This is a genomic window from Vibrio sp. 10N.239.312.D08, from assembly GCF_041466145.1.
GTDB classification, from domain to species: Bacteria; Pseudomonadota; Gammaproteobacteria; order Enterobacterales; family Vibrionaceae; genus Vibrio; species Vibrio crassostreae_C.
The window spans coordinates 145,843-163,754 of record NZ_JBFSSD010000002.1; the positions used below are offsets into that span (position 1 = coordinate 145,843).

General features: G+C 44.9%; 15 protein-coding genes. 1 reads left to right on the top strand and 14 read right to left on the bottom strand.

Annotated elements, in window-relative coordinates; all coding sequences use genetic code 11:
• Positions 1 to 101: 101 nt before the first annotated feature.
• The 8 genes from AB6D58_RS02300 to AB6D58_RS02335 form a co-directional block, all read right to left on the bottom strand.
• Positions 102 to 1,673, bottom strand: coding sequence for a BCCT family transporter (locus tag AB6D58_RS02300; protein WP_372156426.1), 1,572 nt, complete (start codon positions 1,671 to 1,673; stop codon positions 102 to 104).
• 271 nt (positions 1,674 to 1,944) lie between these two features.
• The gene (locus AB6D58_RS02305; protein ID WP_372156427.1) at positions 1,945 to 3,543 is read right to left on the bottom strand and encodes a BCCT family transporter; all 1,599 of its coding nucleotides are present in this window, start codon (positions 3,541 to 3,543) and stop codon (positions 1,945 to 1,947) included.
• A gap of 149 nt (positions 3,544 to 3,692) precedes the next feature.
• Positions 3,693 to 4,331, bottom strand: a complete 639-nt coding sequence (locus AB6D58_RS02310) for a response regulator transcription factor (RefSeq protein WP_017060961.1) — start codon at positions 4,329 to 4,331, stop codon at positions 3,693 to 3,695.
• On the bottom strand, positions 4,324 to 5,679 hold the full coding sequence (locus AB6D58_RS02315; RefSeq protein ID WP_372156429.1) for a cache domain-containing protein: 1,356 nt from the start codon (positions 5,677 to 5,679) through the stop codon (positions 4,324 to 4,326). The genes AB6D58_RS02310 and AB6D58_RS02315 overlap by 8 nt, the downstream gene beginning before the upstream one ends.
• Positions 5,680 to 5,783: 104 nt before the next feature.
• Complete coding sequence (locus AB6D58_RS02320; protein WP_029235146.1) at positions 5,784 to 7,067, bottom strand: TRAP transporter large permease subunit; 1,284 nt, start codon at positions 7,065 to 7,067, stop codon at positions 5,784 to 5,786.
• 9 nt (positions 7,068 to 7,076) lie between these two features.
• Complete coding sequence (locus tag AB6D58_RS02325; RefSeq protein ID WP_372106116.1) at positions 7,077 to 7,622, bottom strand: TRAP transporter small permease subunit; 546 nt, start codon at positions 7,620 to 7,622, stop codon at positions 7,077 to 7,079.
• Between the two features lie 197 nt (positions 7,623 to 7,819).
• Positions 7,820 to 8,914 (bottom strand): TRAP transporter substrate-binding protein, encoded by a 1,095-nt coding sequence (locus tag AB6D58_RS02330; RefSeq protein WP_017060957.1) that lies wholly within the window; start codon positions 8,912 to 8,914, stop codon positions 7,820 to 7,822.
• A gap of 553 nt (positions 8,915 to 9,467) precedes the next feature.
• Positions 9,468 to 9,860, bottom strand: coding sequence for a hypothetical protein (locus AB6D58_RS02335; protein WP_017060956.1), 393 nt, complete (start codon positions 9,858 to 9,860; stop codon positions 9,468 to 9,470).
• A 220-nt stretch (positions 9,861 to 10,080) separates the two neighbouring features.
• Between AB6D58_RS02335 and AB6D58_RS02340 the strand changes: the two genes are divergently transcribed.
• Positions 10,081 to 10,881, top strand: coding sequence for a DUF2982 domain-containing protein (locus AB6D58_RS02340; RefSeq protein WP_017060955.1), 801 nt, complete (start codon positions 10,081 to 10,083; stop codon positions 10,879 to 10,881).
• Positions 10,882 to 10,992: 111 nt separating this feature from the next.
• Here AB6D58_RS02340 and AB6D58_RS02345 read toward each other — a convergent pair whose 3' ends face one another.
• The 6 genes from AB6D58_RS02345 to AB6D58_RS02370 all read right to left on the bottom strand — a co-directional run bounded on the left by AB6D58_RS02345 (position 10,993) and on the right by AB6D58_RS02370 (position 17,905).
• Positions 10,993 to 11,646, bottom strand: coding sequence for an MBL fold metallo-hydrolase (locus AB6D58_RS02345; RefSeq protein WP_017060954.1), 654 nt, complete (start codon positions 11,644 to 11,646; stop codon positions 10,993 to 10,995).
• Positions 11,647 to 11,851: 205 nt separating this feature from the next.
• Complete coding sequence (locus AB6D58_RS02350; protein ID WP_017060953.1) at positions 11,852 to 12,400, bottom strand: YcbK family protein; 549 nt, start codon at positions 12,398 to 12,400, stop codon at positions 11,852 to 11,854.
• Positions 12,401 to 12,598: 198 nt separating this feature from the next.
• The gene (locus tag AB6D58_RS02355) at positions 12,599 to 14,137 is read right to left on the bottom strand and encodes a murein L,D-transpeptidase (protein WP_017066831.1); all 1,539 of its coding nucleotides are present in this window, start codon (positions 14,135 to 14,137) and stop codon (positions 12,599 to 12,601) included.
• 80 nt (positions 14,138 to 14,217) lie between these two features.
• A complete protein-coding gene (locus tag AB6D58_RS02360; protein ID WP_102332082.1) occupies positions 14,218 to 15,306 on the bottom strand; it encodes a DUF1513 domain-containing protein in 1,089 nt (362 codons plus the stop codon).
• Complete coding sequence (locus tag AB6D58_RS02365; protein WP_372156430.1) at positions 15,296 to 16,357, bottom strand: imelysin family protein; 1,062 nt, start codon at positions 16,355 to 16,357, stop codon at positions 15,296 to 15,298. The genes AB6D58_RS02360 and AB6D58_RS02365 overlap by 11 nt, the downstream gene beginning before the upstream one ends.
• A gap of 159 nt (positions 16,358 to 16,516) precedes the next feature.
• Positions 16,517 to 17,905, bottom strand: coding sequence for a di-heme oxidoredictase family protein (locus AB6D58_RS02370; RefSeq protein WP_372156431.1), 1,389 nt, complete (start codon positions 17,903 to 17,905; stop codon positions 16,517 to 16,519).
• Positions 17,906 to 17,912 lie beyond the last annotated feature (7 nt).

Below are 17,912 nucleotides of genomic sequence, written 5' to 3' on the forward strand. Positions count from 1 at the left end.
GTAAAGAGGAAACAAAAAAGGCAGAAGAGTTTCCTCTTCTGCCTTCATATTATTTACCGTTCTACTGCGTATAAATTGCAGTAGATTTCAGCTTAAAAAGCCTAGCGTTTTTCTGTACGCATACCCATTAGCAAGCTCACACACATCAGTAATAGAATGATGGTAAATGGTAATGCCGTCGAGATTGCACCCGCTTGTAGAGCTTGTACTGCTTCAGTACCACCAACCCACAATAGAGCAACAGCAATAGCACCTTCAAGGAACGCCCAGAACACACGTTGAGGCACAGGCGTATCAACTTTACCACCCGCGGTGATGCTGTCGATTACTAGAGAGCCTGAGTCAGACGATGTAATGAAGAAGACTAGAACCAATACAACCGCAATGATTGAAAGCAGAGTCCCGAACGGCAGTGCATCAAACATTTGGAACATTGCTAGTGATACATCTGTTAGGCCGTCTTGACCAAGAATACCAACGGTATTCACGATTTGGTCAATCGCCATGCCACCGAATACTGACATCCAAATGATAGTCACTGTAGTCGGTACAATCAGTACTGCTGTGATGAACTCACGAACGGTACGACCTTTAGAAACACGTGCGATAAACATACCTACGAATGGAGACCATGAGATCCACCAAGCCCAGTAGAATACAGTCCAACCGTGCATCCACGTTTCATCTTCACGACCGTGAGGGTTACTCAACGGAATGATGTTTTCAATGTATGCCATCAATGTCGTTGGGATAGAACCTAAAGTCACCGCGTAGCCGATTAGAGCCACTAAGATAAGCAGTAGGAAAGCCACCAACATGTTGATGTTACTGATAACTTTAACGCCACCATCAATACCACGAAGTACTGATACTACCGCCAATAAAGTCACCGCTGTAATCACAATAACTTGCAGACCTAAGCCCGCTTCAATGCCGAATACATGCTGAATACCACTTGCCGCTTGTTGTGCACCAAGACCTAACGATGTCGCCAGACCAAATAGCGTTGCAAGTACAGCAAGAATATCAACAATGTGACCTGCCCAGCCCCAAGCTCTATCACCTAAAATTGGGTAAAAGATAGAACGGATAGAAAGAGGCAATCCCTTGTTGTAAGAGAAAAACGCAAGTGACAGTGCTACTACGCCATAAATCGCCCAAGGGTGTAGACCCCAGTGATACATGGTTGCGCCCAATGCCAGTTTTGCAGCTTCTGGTGTGTTTGGTTCAACACCTAACGGAGTTTCAAACCAACCAGTGAAGTAAGCCGCTGGCTCTGCCACACTCCAGAACATCAAGCCGATACCCATACCTGCGGCAAACAGCATCGATAGCCAAGAGAAGAATGAGTAATCTGCCGTCGCATCAACACCACCAAGGCGGATTTTGCCGTACGGAGAAACAATCAAACCTAAGCAGAAAATTACGAAAATATTACCCGACCAGATGAAAAGCCAATCAAACGAATTGATAATCTGGCCTTTAACGCCATCTAGCGCAGCCTTTGCTGAAGCGGTATCTGTAATAAGAACACCGATCAGGAACAAAGCGATAAGTCCCGCACTAATACCAAATACTGGGTTATGAACATCAAAACCCCATTTTTGGACGTTATCTTGACCGACAGTGTAATCCGTACTGTCGATACTGTATTTATCTATACCTTTAGTCATCATCCCTCTCTACGGAATTCTATTAGGGTCTATTGACCTCGTATTCCTTACTTACCTGCGACTTAATTACAAACTCGAACCTACGATCCAAGTAGTACAAGCTGTTGTCACAATAATTCAAATACTTGGATGTCTGAAGTTTAGCAGGTTAACTTGTTGTTTTCAGTAAACTAGAATCGGTTCGATGGAATTTCAAACAATATTCACGTAATTACTCAAGTTTATGACGAAAAAAAGGTCGACCCTGTCGACCTTTTTATCAAAAATACTTTTAACTCAAAGCATTTTGGTGCTTAACCAATTGATTTTCAGTTCGTAAACCTAGCAATAAGCTTAGGCACATAAGCAATAATATGAAGGCAAATGGAAGTGCCATAGAAACGGTACCGGCTTGCAATGCTTGGATAGATTCTGTGCCACCAACCCACAATAGAACCGCAGCAATCGCACCGCCCATCAACGCCCAAAAAACACGTTGAGGAACAGGTGAATCCACTTTACCGCCAGAGGTAATGCTATCGATAACCAATGAGCCTGAATCAGAAGAGGTGATAAAGAACACCATAATCAAACCAATCGATACCACTGAAAGCACAGAGCTCATTGGCAGAGCATCGTAAGTATGGAAAAGAGAAAGTGTAATATCTTGCAGACCATTCACACCAATCTCGCCCACCTTGTTCGCCACTTGATCAATCGCGATGCCACCGAAAATAGCCATCCAGATGATGATTACTGTCGTTGGGATGAACAATACAGCAACGATGAATTCACGAATCGTTCGACCTTTAGAGATACGAGCGATGAACATGCCTACGAATGGTGACCAAGACATCCACCATGCCCAGTAGAATACCGTCCAACCTTGCATCCACGTTTCATCATCACGCCCATGAGGATTACTTAAAGGAATGAAGTTTTCAATGTAGCCCATTAGCGCGGTTGGGATTGCTTTAATACCCGCCATGCCACCTGCAATCGTAACAAAGATCAGCAAGCCTAAAGCCACCAGCATATTCACGTTACTTAGCACTTTTACGCCGCCGTTGATGCCACGAACCACGGACATTGTCGCTAAGAAAGTAACCACAGCGATAACAATCAGCTGCATGCCAATACCGCCATCGGTACCAAATACATGGTTAATACCACTTGTTGCTTGTTGAGCACCTAAGCCCAATGAAGTTGCAAGGCCAAATAGCGTTGCAAGCACAGCGACGATATCAACAATATGACCAAACCAACCCCAAGCTCTATCACCCAAGATAGGGTAGAAAATAGAGCGGATTGATAGAGGTAAACCTTTATTGAAGGTGAAGAAGGCAAGCGCTAGAGCAACAACCGCGTAAATCGCCCAACCGTGCAGACCCCAGTTGTAGATGGTTGCACCAAGAGCCAACTTCGCCGCTTCAGGAGAGTAAGCTTCAACACCTAGTGGTGTTTCATACCAGCCAGTGAAATAAGCTACTGGCTCAGCAACACCCCAGAACATTAAGCCAATACCCATTCCTGCGGCGAATAACATCGACATCCAAGATAGGTTTGAGTGCTCTGCTTTGGCATCATTGCCACCAATACGTATCTTGCCATACGGGGAGACAATGAGGGCAAAACAGAAAATTACGAAGATGTTTGCTGCCCACATGAAGAAACCATCGAAGTTACCAATGACTTTCCATTTGATTCCATCAAGCGCCGCTTTTGCGGTTTCAGGGTCTGCGACTAGAAGTGCCAACAGGAAGATAATGATCGCCCCTGCACTGATTCCAAATACTGGGTTATGAACATCAAAACCCCATTTCTGAACGTTATCTTGTCCTACTGTATAATCGGTATTTTCAATACTATACCTATCTTTTACAGGCTCCATGCTTCCTCTCTAATTTGCAGCGCACAGTTTGCAACATTGCATTCGGCGCTTAAATTTCGAAAAGAAGAATATCAACCTGTCGCAAAAATACTAAAAAAACCTCCATAAAGGAGGCGTAAATTACACATTTAACGTTATTTAGCGTAAGATCAGTCCACAAGCCCGGAGCTGACCGCATATTTAGCAAGCTCTGCCGTAGAGTGAATATCGAGCTTATGCTTAATATTTTGCCTATGGGTTTCTACCGTTCGATAGCTGATATTCAGCGCCTTTGCGACCTCTTTACTGCTCTCCCCTTTTGCGACTAATTTCAGCACAGCCTCTTCACGTCTGCTCAATGGATTCTTGACAGATGGCGTGGGAGTAATCGGCTGAGTAAACAAATTCTGCGTGACTTTTTCACAGAAATAGGTCGATCCTTGATTGACCGTTTTGATTGCCTGTACCATTTTTTCAGCCGAAATCTCTTTCAACATGTAACCGACAGCACCCGACTGCATCACCTTCATGATGTATTCACGGTTGTTATGCATGGTCAGCATCAGGACCTTGGCTTCTGGGTCTTCTTCTTTAATCAGATGGGTGGCATCAATGCCATTCATGATAGGCATGCTGATATCCATCAACACCACATCAGGGCGCAGAGACTTAACCACCTCTACCGCTTCTAGTCCATTGCTGGCGGTACCTATCACGCTAATATCTGGCTCGAGTTCCAATCTCGCCATAAAGCCATCCAGTACCACTTGGTGATCGTCAGCAATCACAACTCGAATAACTTCACTCATTCATTAATCCCTCTAGTGTCAGTAACACTGTAATTTCCGTTCCGAGGCCAATCTCACTCATCAATTCAAAGTCACCACCGATGAACTCCACTCGCTCTCTCATGTTACGCAGCCCGATCCCTCGTTTTTCCATCGCTTTATAGGTGTTGAAACCGACACCGTTATCTTGAATCAGTAGTTGCAACACATTACCAATTTGCTGAGCGATAACCGTTACTTTGGTCGCTTGCGCGTGTTTCTCGATATTATTCAGCGACTCTTGCACCACTCGATACAAGGTTGTCGCCGCCTCTGATTTTAACTTACCAGGTTGAGTAGCAAACATGGTCTCGACTTCTATGCCCGAGTGCGCCTGAAAATCTAACAGTAATGAAGACAATGCCGCTTCTAAGCCTATGTCATCCAATGAACTTGGACGAAGTTGATGCGAGATGTGCCTCACTTCTTCGATCGCTCGCATCAGTGAATGCTGCGACTTATTCAAATGTGCTTTAAGGTCTTCATTTTGTAGCTTATTACCGAGCAGTTCCAAATGGCAACGACTCGACACTAATAATTGGTTAATACCATCATGCAACTCACGCGCTAGATGCTTCTTCTCGTCTTCTTGGAACATCACCGTCTTATGCGCCAGCTCCTTTAAGTTGATATCAGCAATCCGATGTTCATGCATGTTAATAGCCAAGGTCAGCACGATGATGACCGCGACCGTTACGCTCAAAATCACCACAATCGAAAAGAACGTGGTTTCAATATTCTTATTTATCGCAGCCTGCATCGAAGCCACTTCTTGGTGTACGTCTTCAATATACAAGCCGGTGCCAATCATCCAGTCCCAACGCTCTAACCAAGCGGCGTAGCTCAGCTTAGACACCACCTCACCCGTCGACGGTTTTTGCCACAAATACTGGTGAAACCCGCCTCCGGTTTGCGCTTCTCTTAACAGAGCCTCTATCAGAAAATCGCCATCTTCATCTTGCAGTTGGAGTAGGTTTTGGCCTATCAATTCTGGCTGAATTGGATGAACCAAGTTGGTCCCGAGGCGATCGTATGCGAAGAAGTACCCATCAGAGCCATATCTAAGTTTAGACAATATGGTTCGAACTTTTTTTTTGGCTTGGGCTTCTTGGATATTTGGATCGTTATAGACGTGTTCTATGGCGTCGAACGCGAGATCAACCGTGTCTTTGAGGGCGTTTTCACGCGACTTGATTAGGCTGTCTCTAAAGATCTCGACTTCTTTAGCGCCTAACGTCTTAGTCTGGTGCAGCGAGATCCAACTAATACTCGCCGTTACCAGCAGCAACGGGAGCAACGTCAGCAAAATCAGCTTGGCTTTTAGAGGCATTCCTTTCCCTCACAAAAAACGGCTTACTGAACATCAATAAGCCGTTTTACTTTAGCAATTTATAGATAGCCGTCGAAACATATCATTCACATTCTTGGCTTCACTCACATTCCATAGAAAGATGGGAAAGCGAGAAGTGATCCAAGTACGAGGATTTGAATCAGAATGAACGGCATCACACCTCGGTAGATGTCCTTAGTCGTCACGCCTTTCGGTGCTACGCCTTTTAAATAGAACAAACTAAAACCAAATGGCGGCGTTAAGAAGGAAGTTTGTAGGTTCATCGCAATAAGGATAGCGAACCATGTCATGTTGATGCCCATCAGTTCAGCAACTGGCGCAATGATCGGCACGATGATGAAACAGATCTCTACGAAGTCGATGAAGAAACCCAGAATCAGAATCACCAGCATGGTAATGATCAGGAAGCCCCATTTTTCACCTGGCAGTTGTAGCATCCACTCTTCAACCAGATAGTCGCCACCAGTGTAGGTAAACGCCATTGAGAATGCCGTTGCACCCAACAAGATAGCAAATACCATCGCCGTTACTTTCACCGTCTCTTTCGACGCCTCGTACACCATCGACCAACTAAATTGACCGTAAAGCAGTGCAAGTATCATCGCACCCGCGCCACCTAATGCGGCTGACTCTGTTGGCGTAGCAACACCTGCGAAGATAGAGCCCAGTACAACAATGATTAACGCTAGAGGCGGAAGAATCGCTTTCAGTGCATTAAACACTTCCTGCTTACGGCTGATGGAGTCATCACGTTCAATAGGTTGAGCCGCTTCAGGGTGTAGCTTTGCGTATATCAAGATATAAACGATGTACGCGCCGACCAGCATCACGCCCGGCCAAATCGCCGCTTGGAACAAGTCGCCTACAGGAACACCTAGAACATCACCCAATAGAATCAATACGATGGAGGGTGGAATGATCTGCCCTAGCGTACCAGACGCACAAATAGTGCCGCAGGCTAAGCCTTTGTCGTAATTGTACTTGAGCATTACAGGTAGGGAGATAAGTCCCATAGCAACAACAGAAGCACCAACCACGCCAGTAGAAGCCGCAAGTAGTGAACCTACTAATACGGTTGAAATCGCGATACCACCACGAACGCCGCCAAACAGTCGCCCCATAGACTCAAGCAACTGCTCAGCAAGCTTGGTCTTTTGTAGAACGAGCCCCATAAAAACAAACAATGGAACGGCCATCAGAACCGTGTTTTCCATAATGGATTGAATTCGATATGGCATGAAGGCAAACATTTCAATGCCCTCAGCCCAAACACCAAAGATTAACGCGATACCACCAAAGGTAAACGCCACTGGGAAGCCAAGTAAAAGTGCAAACAAGGCTACGAAAAACATTACTATTCCAATCATGTTCAGCCTCTACTTATTCTTTGTATGAGTATTGTTTGCATGGATAAGGTGCGGATTAAAAATCTTGTTCAGCGAATGCAGGATTAAACCTACGCCACTGAGTGCCATCAAAAAGAATGACAGCGGGATCATAGCTTTGATGATCCAGCGATACGGCAGGCCACCGGGATCGCCTGAGGTTTCACCCAGTTCATAACTCTCTTTGGCAACATCGATACCAAACCAAGCCACCAGCAGGCAAAACGGAAGAAGAAAGATAAGCGTGCCAAGCAGGTCAATAATCGCTTGTGCTTTAAAGCTCAGTTGCTCATAGAACACGTCAACTCGAACATGGCCACCAGCCTTGATGGCATAAGGAACACCGAGTAGGAAAACGGCGGAGAAAAGGTGCCATTCCATCTCTTGGAAGGCGATAGAGACATCGTTGAAGGCATATCTCATGACAACGTCATACACGACGTTGGCGATAAGTAAAATAAACAACATACTGGAAAGCCATCCCAGTGCGTCACCGATACGATTAAACAGGCGTTCAATATAAATTAGACTTCGCATTCCCGACTCCATGGAATTTGAAAAGACATCGCGCAGCTGAGGTAACGAGCTGTAGGACGTAGAAAAGGTTCTTGAGCGTAATACAGGATTTATCCTGCTTAGTTATTATGTTTTAAATGAACCCTCGGCTTATTCACTCTTAAATACTCAATAAGAAAAGCTTCGGGTTCATTTAGATTCAGTTCAACAACTGTCGATTATTTCGCTTGGCTATTTAGATAAGCTCTATGTGAAATATCCGTCCATGAACGTACTTGCTCTAGGTAGCTTGCTTGTGAAGCTTGAATCTCTTTTGCTAGCTCATCTTTCTCAGCATGTGCAGCCAGTAGGCGATCGTTCGCTTCTTTCAGAGCAGACATAACCTCTGGTGGGAAATCTTTCACTTGTACATCTGGGTATTCTGTCTTCATTGAAACCCAGTTCTTACCACTTTCGTGCGTTGCTTGTGTGTACATGTCGTAAGCCGCAGTACGCATTGCAACACGTAAGATTTCTTGTAGGTCTTCAGGCAGCTTGTTCCATGTACGCTTGTTCACTAGGAATTGAAGCTCTGAACCCGGCTCGTGCCAACCTGTGTAGTAGTAAGGCGCGATTTTGTGGAAGCCCATTCGTAAATCCAGCGATGGACCTACCCACTCTAGTGCATCAATCGTGCGACGCTCTAGAGACGTGTAAAGTTCACCTGGGGCAATGTTCGTCGGTTTAGCACCTAGCTCAGCAAGAATCTCGCCTGCAAAGCCCGGGATTCGCATTTTCAGACCTTGTAGATCTTCAACGCTGTTGATCTCTTTTTGAAACCAACCCCCCATCTGGATATCCGTGTTACCACCAGGGAAAGACATCAAGTTATGTGGAGAGTAAACCTGCTCCATTAACTCCATACCACCACCGTGATAGAACCACGCGTATTGTTCTGCTGGCGTCATACCGAAAGGCATAGAAGTGAAGTAAAGAGTGTTTGGAACTTTACCTTTCCAGTAGTAAGAGCCTGAGTGACCCATGTCGTATTGACCAGACTTAACCATGTCAAAAACGCCAAGAGGTGCTTTGTGTTTGTTTGCTGAATCGATTCTGATTTGCAGTCGACCATTCGACATCTTCTCAGCCATCGCCGCCATGTTTTTGGTTGCATCACCGAAAACTGGGAAGTTTGGTCCCCAAGTTTCCGCAAGTTTTAAACGGTAAACCTTATCAGCGGCTGTAGCACCAGTAGCGACCAAAGCTAAACAAGCCGCAGCAGTTACTGCAACGTTTTTAAAAACTCGTGTGAGGGAGTTAGAAATGAGACTCATGTTCACGTCCTTTGTTGGGTTAACACTCTTTCTATGAGCATTTTTTATGATTCAACATAAGAGTGCACCGTGATGAGGCAACAAGATATCAGGGAGAGCACGCACGCATGGCGTTAACAAAGTTACGTATTAGACCAAAGGATTAAGTAGAACTACGTAGGAGATGATTGAATAGTGTCGATTTCAAAGGAGTTTGGATATTCACCAAGGCAATGCGTATTGATAAATACCTAAGTATTAATAATTAAATACTCTTAACAATTGATTGCCATTTCGTGATGAAGCTCTATTCATTGCTGTATTTTAGGGAAAAAAATCAAGGCTTTGCTCTCTTGATCTACCTAGCTAACGCCCTAATTTAGTGCTTGCTGATTCGAAGCTCTGACACGAGACAACACTAATCAGTTAAGCCGTATATCGAATTGGAATTGAGATTATAGAGCCTAGGTTTAGGCTTGGATTTGGGCTCGGACTTGGCATAATGTGCCAGATACAAAAAAGCCTCGAAAATCGAGGCTTAAAAACTTAACGAAGCGAATGTAATCCCACAGGATTAGATAGCTTTGTAGATAACCTTGTTACCTGCTAGCTGCTCTTTCGCTACTAGGTTTTCTTCAAGAAGTTTTTTCAATGCGCCTGTTGCCCATGAAGCTGCTTTCGCGTCTTCTTGACCAGCTTCTAGGCCGATACCTTTAGGGTTAATGCCTTCAGCATTGCTAACAACGATGTCTAGAACTTGTTGTTGCTTAGGAGTCAGTGCTACTGCAACTTCTTTAGTTGCTGCTACTGCTTTCTCTACCGCTGGTTTTGCTGCTACAGTTTTTTCTGCTACAACTTTCTCTGCGACAGGCTTCGCTTTTTTCGGCGTTGCCACTGCTTTAACTACAGCCGCTTTAGTGCGTTTCTGCAGTTTAGCCTGCACCTTACGCTTATGAGCAAGTCTCATTGAATATTTCTCCAGTTCACTGCTCTTTTCGCAGTGGTGAAAATTTGAAGCGCGATTTATACCAAAAAACAGGAGCTATTTGTAGAGTGAAGCGTCGAAAGTCGACGAAAAATACCGATATTGTCTACTAGCGTCTATTATTTAAACATCGACTTATCAATTCAGGGTCATATACACTGGTTATCCATCCAGACAAAAATATGAAAACTTGGTGTTACCTATGGACACTCGTCACCTTAGTAATTTCTCTTTGCCTTCATTCACTCGCTCGTACCGTATCCTCGCCATTATTTTAGGCTTCATTTGCTTGATCGTTTCGCTCTACAGTGACAATCCAAAGTTACTGATCGTGGGTGCTTTTTGCAGTATTGCGCTTCTGGGAACTGGCTACTATTTGATGCTGCGCAGCCGAGTGATGTTCACACTTACCCCGACTCATTTTCAGCAGCACTTTTACAAAGGGGGTTGGGTTTTAAAATGGAGTAACATCCAAAAAATTGGTCTTTGCACTTATGAACAAGATGGTTGGCATCAACCTCTGCCCTGGGTCGGAATTAAAGTAAAAGATTACTCGCCCTACCTCGATTCGATTTGCCCTAAAATAACTTGTGAATTATTGCTCAGCCAACGAGCACTTTTGTACTTAGGAGCCAAACAAGCAGGCAAAGAGTCCAACTTTGAGGATATGGTTCTCGACTCATCGCATTACCATGCGCGTTGTACTGAAAGTGGCTGTGTCGAACTAAGCCAATACAAAGAGTCGCAGAATACCGACAACGTAAATTTCAACGATAACCAATCACAGGACAACCTTGATTCACCAAATGAGACAAACAGTCCAAACGCGGTGATTAAAAACTATTCTGGATTGCAGGCGATGCTTGCCAACAGAATGAAATATCAAAGGGGCTTCCACGGTTATGACATTTTCATATCAACCCATGATTTGAATATGAGTGGAGAAGAGTTTGTTGGGCTGGCTCGACGCTACTTGGCTGCCGCTGAACGTCTTTCTGATTAAGGTTTACCAGTAAGTTCACACACAATAAAAAAGCTTAGCTTTCAGGACAAAAGCTAAGCTTCATTTTCAATCAATCGACACAAATAATCGGTTGGAAAATCAAAGATTTAATTAGTACAGAGGCATTTCATCTGCGACGAACGGGTTTGATGCACGCTCGCGACCGAATGTCGATTCAGGACCATGGCCCGGAACGAATGTTACGTCACTGCCTAGTGGCCAAAGCTTAGTCTTGATTGAAGCGATAAGCGTATTGAAGTCACCTTGTGGGAAGTCAGTACGGCCAATTGCGCCGTTAAACAACACATCACCCACAAACGCTAAACGAGCTTGCTCACTGAACAGTACAACGTGACCTGGCGTGTGGCCTGGCGTGTGAATCACATCAATCACTTGATTACCAAAAGTGACTTTGTCGCCCTCTTCTAACCAAGTGTTTGGTTCAAAAGCTTTACACAGTGGGAAACCAAACATCTGACTTTGATTCTCTAGACCTTGTAGCCAGAAGTTGTCTGCCTTATGCGGGCCCACAATTTCAACCTTCAAGATCTCAGCAAGTGGTACCGTACCGCCAACATGATCTAAGTGACCGTGCGTCAGTACCAAGTTCACCACTTTAACACCGAGTTCTTCAATGATAGCCGCGAGTTGTTGAACATCACCGCCCGGATCGACAACGATGCCTTCCATGGTTTCATCACACCACACAATCGAGCAGTTCTGAGAAAAAGAGGTAACAGGTACAACTTGATACTTAAGAGACATATACAAACCTTAAAGAGCGAATCTGGTGAACAACTCGAATATCGCTATGTTATTGGCAACAAACCCAACAATAACAAACTAAACAGCAACAAACTGAGCAGCAATAAACCGAATTATTAGAACAAACTGAAATTTGGGCAAACTATGACATTGGATGTCTACTTTGACAAGTGCCTACCGTATCACTCAATAACTCAGCTTAGCTCTACCAGCTGCGAACTGGACCAGTATCAATGTGGATGAAGTTACTACGAGCGTAATAACCAACACCACCTGCTTGCAGACTTTTAGCTACGTCTCTCAGTTCCTTTAAATCAACACCATCGATACGAAAATCGATCGCTTTACCAAGCATGTGATAGCTCTTTTTAGCGACACCACTCGACTTAGAGCGCAACGCTTCGTTGGTTGCTGGAGAGCGGTAGCCAGAGATGATTTGAACTTCTTTTTGAATACCCAGTACATTTTGAATCTGAGTGATCTGATCAAACAGGTTCTTATCCATTGGATGAATCTCATTGCGGCGGAAGTCACGGCACAGTTTGCTAAGGCGTGCCATCTCGTCACCAACATAGTTAGTGCCATCGAAATAACAAGTCTCTAATCGTTCACCAGTGTGAAGATTGTTCATGCTAATCGTTCTTGGTTGATCCGGGTATGAAGCGAAAGCGATAGAAGGAGTAAGAGAGGCGACTACAGCAGTACCACCAGCGTAAGTCAGAAACTGACGGCGTGAAAATAAACTTTGAGACATACAGCAAAAAAACCAATTAGATCGAACGAAAAATGCACGATACATAATGGAATTGGCTGCGTCAACGTACAAAAACCGTGCAAAACGTTAGTATTTGTAACCTTTGCACGGTTAGTTATTGATACTCATTATAATTTTATCAATAGAAGCTTGGTTGTCATTTTTCAGTCAAGATCACCTTTCTTGACCATATTTCAATCAACCGCCCTCTTTATCATATTGGTAGATATCACCGCGGTATTGTATGCCTCCTTCTTCAAACAACACGGTTTGATAAATGATATGCACTGGAATTCGCTTCTTGAGACGAACCTTAGTATTGGGCGCAAGTTCATCATCCTGATTCGGCACTTTCTTTACCTTAGTCGCAAATAACAACTCCGCGAGTTCCTCGGCATGCTCAACACGAATACAACCAGAGCTATAGGCGCGGAAGTCATCGTTAAACAAGCTTTTACTTGGGGTGTCATGGAGATAGATGGCTCGCTTGTTGGGCGTATTGAACTTATACAAACCCAATGCGTTACTAGAGCCTGCTTGCTGGCGCATTCGATAAGGAAAAGAGTTAAAGTTAATCGTTTGCCAATCTATCTCGGTAGTATCGACAGTTTCCATCGAACGCCAACCATCGATCACTTGAAAATTGTGTGTTTCAAGATAACTCTCGTCGGCTTTTACTTTAGGCAAGATATCTTTAACCATGATTTTCCATGGCACGTTCCAAGTCGGATTTAAGATAACCGAATCAAGCTTTATCTCTAAGAGTGGTGTTTTTCTCGATTTTCTCCCAACCACAACTTTAGATTCAAAAACCTCTTCCCCATCTTCCCAATACTTCATATCAAAACTAGGTACATTCACCACAATCAGTGAGTCTCTATTTCTTGGCCATAAGCGGGCACGCTCGGCGTTCAATGCTAGGGAAGTAAGTCGATCATCAAAGCCCATATTGATCCATTTGATCGTGTCTGGCCCGATGATCCCATCATCCGTAAGACCGTGCATGCGTTGGAAAGATTTAATCGCCTTTTGCAGATCTCGATCGAACTTGGGAAAATCGACCGCGATCATCGAGGTATCAACACCAACCAAAGCAATGCGCTCAACAAGAACCGTCTTGTCTGAAAGCTCGTCACCCAAGCGCTTCAAACCTTTCTGTCTATATCGTTCAATATTGAGTTCAGAGGCGGTTTCTAACACCGAATAGGTTGCTTTGAATTGGTCAAAATCCCCAACAGGCGGCGCGTAAGACAACACCATCTCCAATAAGTAATCATTGGCAACGCTGCTTTTTAAGCTCATCAGAATATGCGGAGAAGGCGCAGGTAATTTGGAATGCAACTTGCCCGAGAAGTACCAATCTTTACCGGCAAGCGGCGCATTTTCAACGTAGCTCAGGTAGTAGATAAAAGTATCGGTAAGTAATATGTCCAACTCTTGCCATTGAGCATGGGATTGATAGTGACGGATTTGCTTGAGTTGTCGCTCGAAGAGTGGTGCCATTTGCGCTTGTTCAAGAAGCGACAATTGGAACTCAAACGCTTTAACCAGCTCAGGAGAATCCCAAAGGATAGGCAGAGAAGTGTCTTGATAGATACTCTGTGTGAGCTCTGGATATATAAGCATGAAAGAGAGTTCTGATTCCGCCGGAATGAAACGGCTCTCGTCAGAACTCGCATAGCTCCATGCATGCACGGAAACTAACACCAATAATCCACAGAAGTATTTTGCTAACATGCTTAACTCCGTCACCAACAATTCCATAAGTATGGCAAAGAAACGGGAGTAAGCATGTTATTTTTTAAGGGATTTATGAATCAAATTGCACTCCAGTGATTATCCCACTGGACCGATGATTGCTGAGTTGATTTCTCATAAGGCTTGCGCTGGCTAACCACACTGCCCGCCCCAGAGCTTAATCGAAACTCACCATCAAACAGCACAGCACCAGAAGCGTCAGATAATGCAGACAGTTCTACTAATTCTTTGGTCTCTTTCGACCAAATACCGTAGCAATTGCCTCTTGGCGAAGTCGCAATAATCCAATCGTCTGACGCCGCAATACTGGCGATATAGTGATTGAACCTTGCCCATTGCTCAGGCTCTGCGTTCAGTGATTCAAACTGGCCGCCTTTAGTATGCATCGCCAATAGCGAAGGATACTCATCTGGTTCACCACGATATTGCTGGCCACAAAGTACCGTTTCAGCACCATCATGGGCTAAATGTCGAATGCTCAGCTTCTTATCCAACAATTCAACCTGATCAAGTAACACACCTTCAGGAGAAACATAACTCAAGCTCGGCAGCATCGAATCGAGGTTTTTCGGTGTTCTACCATCAGTATGAACGCCACCAACGCCGATCGCGAGATTACCATCCGGCATGATGATCACTTCATGTGGGCCGATACCGAAACCAGTGAACTCTTCGACCTTACGATAGCCTTGCGCGACATCGTAAACGCCAATCACGCCTTGGCTGGTGTCCGTTTTCCCTTCGGTGGCATACAGTAACTTGCCATCTAATGAGTAAACCCCATGACCATAGAAGTGGCGGTTGTTACCTTTGACGACCATTTTGATCTGCTGACCGTTTTTATAGTCAAACACCATAAAATAGTCACCAGGACGACGAGCAAAAACCACCGCATGCGATGAGGTTGGGCAAATCGCGACGCCATGGCCACGATTGGGGATGGGAAGTTGGCTCAGTGGCATGCCAAATTCGTCAGCCACAACTGCAGAATATTGACCACGACCATTAAGCGCACAGCCAATCAGTTGGGGATCGTTCGACGCACTCACCCCATCCTTTCGAGTCGCACACCCAAACGGAAGCAATGGAACAGCTGCACAACCCAGTGCAGCCTTGAGTAACGATCTTCTCGTATTATCAGTCACCATCGGTAGCATTAAATCCTATTACCACGCCAAGCTCTATCGCTACTTCTTCATGAATCAGGTACTTCAAACGTTCTAGTTTGTTGTATTGAGTCAGCACCTCTCGGTAGCCCTCTTTGCTCTGTAATAGAGTAAACAAGCTAGAGTCTGTAGGCCAAGTATCTAAGGTTAGCGTGAACTGGGCAGCTACACGATCGGCAAGGTCATTTAAGCCCTTTTCTCTCAACAAGCCGTCTAGGCCATTGCCACCGGCAAGGTACAAATTCTGAAGTGCTGCTACATTGGCTTTTAGTTGAGTCATCGAGGTTTGTGCACGCCATGATTCTGAGAAGTAAGGACGTGGATGACCAATTTTAGCCATCGGACGACTCAGTTTTTTCATGCTGTAATCAAGTTGATTGGTCAACAAAGCGATGTACTCCGATTCCCAACGCATCTCGTCCAGTGCTAACCACGGGTTAACCTGCCAAGCTTCAGCAATAGAGGCCGATTTCATCGCCAGGTTTTGTGCGATAGCTTGTGAAGATAGACAACCTGAAGCTTTATCTTGAAGCAGTGGCGATTGCTCGTCATAAAGCGACCATTCCAACGCACCTAGCCCTTGAACAGTCACACTCTGCTGTGCGATTTCATCTTGTGACCAAGCTTTATCTTGCTGAGTCAGTTGACGCATTTTTAGACCTGTGGTGTTCTTTTTGTCTGGCCAAAACTGAACATTCCAGCTCTGTTCCAATGCCGATGTTGGGCCTCTTTCTTGTCCTTGCAGTGCCATCCAGCTGTTCATGGTGAGCTGCCACTGATTTTCCAACGCATCCAGCTCAATATTGTTGGTTTCACAGTAACCCTGCATCAAGACTTCCAGCTCACCGGCTTGCTTAGCGAATAGCACGGCTGAATCAAACTCTTGTTGATAGACACTGCGACTGATATGAGCAGTCGTGTCTGCTTGATAAGAGACACCGTTAACCCCAGATGAAGCCGTTTGCTCACCCGATGACTGGCAGCCTGCCATGATTAATACCGACAAGGGCATTAACAAAAATTTATGTGCCATGCTGTTACCTTACTTCCTAGTTTTTCTTTTAATTATATGAGTTCAATAAATATGAAACGACCGCTGGCCTCGTATCCCTACAAGTTCAGCGTTAGTCAGTCTTTTGTTAGCGGTTTTCTTAAGTAACTAAGCCGTTGGCTTAACTGAATTCAAGACAGCCTATAATGAGTCCAAAAACGCTAGTAGTGCTTCGCGTTCACTGCTACTCAAAGCTAATACTTTTTGTTTTGCCATTTCTGCTTCACCACCATGCCAAAGTACCGCTTCCATAACGTTTCTTGCGCGACCGTCATGAAGTAAGAACGTATGACCGTTCACTTCTTTGGTATAACCTAATCCCCAAAGTGGTGTGGTACGCCACTCTTGACCATTGGCAAGATACTCAGGGCGATTGTCCGCTAAGCCTTCACCCATGTCGTGTAGCAACATGTCGGTATATGGGCTAATTAACTGATTAGATAATGCAGACAGACCTTCTCGCTCTGCCGTGCGAATTTCAGCTTGGTGACAGCTTTGACAACCAATCTCTTTGAACAGATTTTTACCTTGAACAACCGCTGGGTTATCGACATTACGACGAACAGGTACCGCGAGATGCTGCGAATAGAACTCAACAAAATCTAAGATGTTGTCACTGACTTCTGGCTCGCCACCATTTGGAAAATCATCACAGGTTGATTGCGCTGATGTGCAGTTTTCATTCGGAAATAAGCTGCTTGTCAGGCCTAAGTCACCGTTAAATGCCGCCGCGTTTTGCTGCATTAAGTTTGGCTGCCCGGCTTTCCAACCGAAACGACCTAGCGCCATTTCATTGGTTTGAACATCAAGAACATAGTTGGCTTTACCCGACACGCCCTGTTTGTCTGCCAATTGCTGCTCTGCAAATCCAAGAATCGTTTCTTGTGGGATACTTTCAAGCAAACCAAGACCAATCATTGGCGGCGCCACTCGAGCTGAAAACTCGGTCTTAGGATGCATCTCGCCGAAAGCAAGTTCAGTAATATTTAAAGTGGGTTTACGCAGAGTAACGACGGTGCCGTCTTTGAATTCAACAGGAACATCCGTGTAGCTAATGTTCACTTTGCCCTCTGGTTTTACACCTTGAAGCGCAAAATCTTGTAGCTGACCGCCGTACGTCGGCTCTGGAATTCCACCATCTCGAATGAAGGCTTGTCGCTGCTCAGGCGTTTCAGCCGGAATGCTTAAACGAACCAACATGGATACTGCGTTCTCATCTCCTTCTTCTGGCGCGTGACCACGACCATCTTTGATGTGGCAGTTTTGACAGCCGTTAGTATTAAATAGTGGTCCTAACCCATCACGAGCATCGGTTGATGACGGTGCAGGAACCCAAGGGTTTCTAAAGAAGCTATTACCTACGCTGAAATCCAAGCGCTTACTCATTGGTAGATTGGCTGCGGGAAGGGAAAAAGCGTTCGCCCCCTCTTTCTTAACGGTCGTTTTGCCGCCAGAGTAAGTTTCATGGGCATGTAATGGCGATAAGACAAACAGTGCGGTTAATAGTGAGGCTGATAGATACGACTTCATACATTGC

Excerpts from the sequence above, each read along its gene's own strand:
- AB6D58_RS02300 (WP_372156426.1), bottom strand. The coding sequence starts at position 1,673 with ATGACTAAAGGTATAGATAAATACAGTATCGACAGTACGGATTACACT.
- AB6D58_RS02305 (WP_372156427.1), bottom strand. The coding sequence starts at position 3,543 with ATGGAGCCTGTAAAAGATAGGTATAGTATTGAAAATACCGATTATACA.
- AB6D58_RS02310 (WP_017060961.1), bottom strand. The coding sequence starts at position 4,331 with ATGAGTGAAGTTATTCGAGTTGTGATTGCTGACGATCACCAAGTGGTA.
- AB6D58_RS02315 (WP_372156429.1), bottom strand. The coding sequence starts at position 5,679 with ATGCCTCTAAAAGCCAAGCTGATTTTGCTGACGTTGCTCCCGTTGCTG.
- AB6D58_RS02320 (WP_029235146.1), bottom strand. The coding sequence starts at position 7,067 with ATGATTGGAATAGTAATGTTTTTCGTAGCCTTGTTTGCACTTTTACTT.
- AB6D58_RS02325 (WP_372106116.1), bottom strand. The coding sequence starts at position 7,622 with ATGCGAAGTCTAATTTATATTGAACGCCTGTTTAATCGTATCGGTGAC.
- AB6D58_RS02330 (WP_017060957.1), bottom strand. The coding sequence starts at position 8,914 with ATGAGTCTCATTTCTAACTCCCTCACACGAGTTTTTAAAAACGTTGCA.
- AB6D58_RS02335 (WP_017060956.1), bottom strand. The coding sequence starts at position 9,860 with ATGAGACTTGCTCATAAGCGTAAGGTGCAGGCTAAACTGCAGAAACGC.
- AB6D58_RS02340 (WP_017060955.1), top strand. The coding sequence starts at position 10,081 with ATGGACACTCGTCACCTTAGTAATTTCTCTTTGCCTTCATTCACTCGC.
- AB6D58_RS02345 (WP_017060954.1), bottom strand. The coding sequence starts at position 11,646 with ATGTCTCTTAAGTATCAAGTTGTACCTGTTACCTCTTTTTCTCAGAAC.
- AB6D58_RS02350 (WP_017060953.1), bottom strand. The coding sequence starts at position 12,400 with ATGTCTCAAAGTTTATTTTCACGCCGTCAGTTTCTGACTTACGCTGGT.
- AB6D58_RS02355 (WP_017066831.1), bottom strand. The coding sequence starts at position 14,137 with ATGTTAGCAAAATACTTCTGTGGATTATTGGTGTTAGTTTCCGTGCAT.
- AB6D58_RS02360 (WP_102332082.1), bottom strand. The coding sequence starts at position 15,306 with ATGGTGACTGATAATACGAGAAGATCGTTACTCAAGGCTGCACTGGGT.
- AB6D58_RS02365 (WP_372156430.1), bottom strand. The coding sequence starts at position 16,357 with ATGGCACATAAATTTTTGTTAATGCCCTTGTCGGTATTAATCATGGCA.
- AB6D58_RS02370 (WP_372156431.1), bottom strand. The coding sequence starts at position 17,905 with ATGAAGTCGTATCTATCAGCCTCACTATTAACCGCACTGTTTGTCTTA.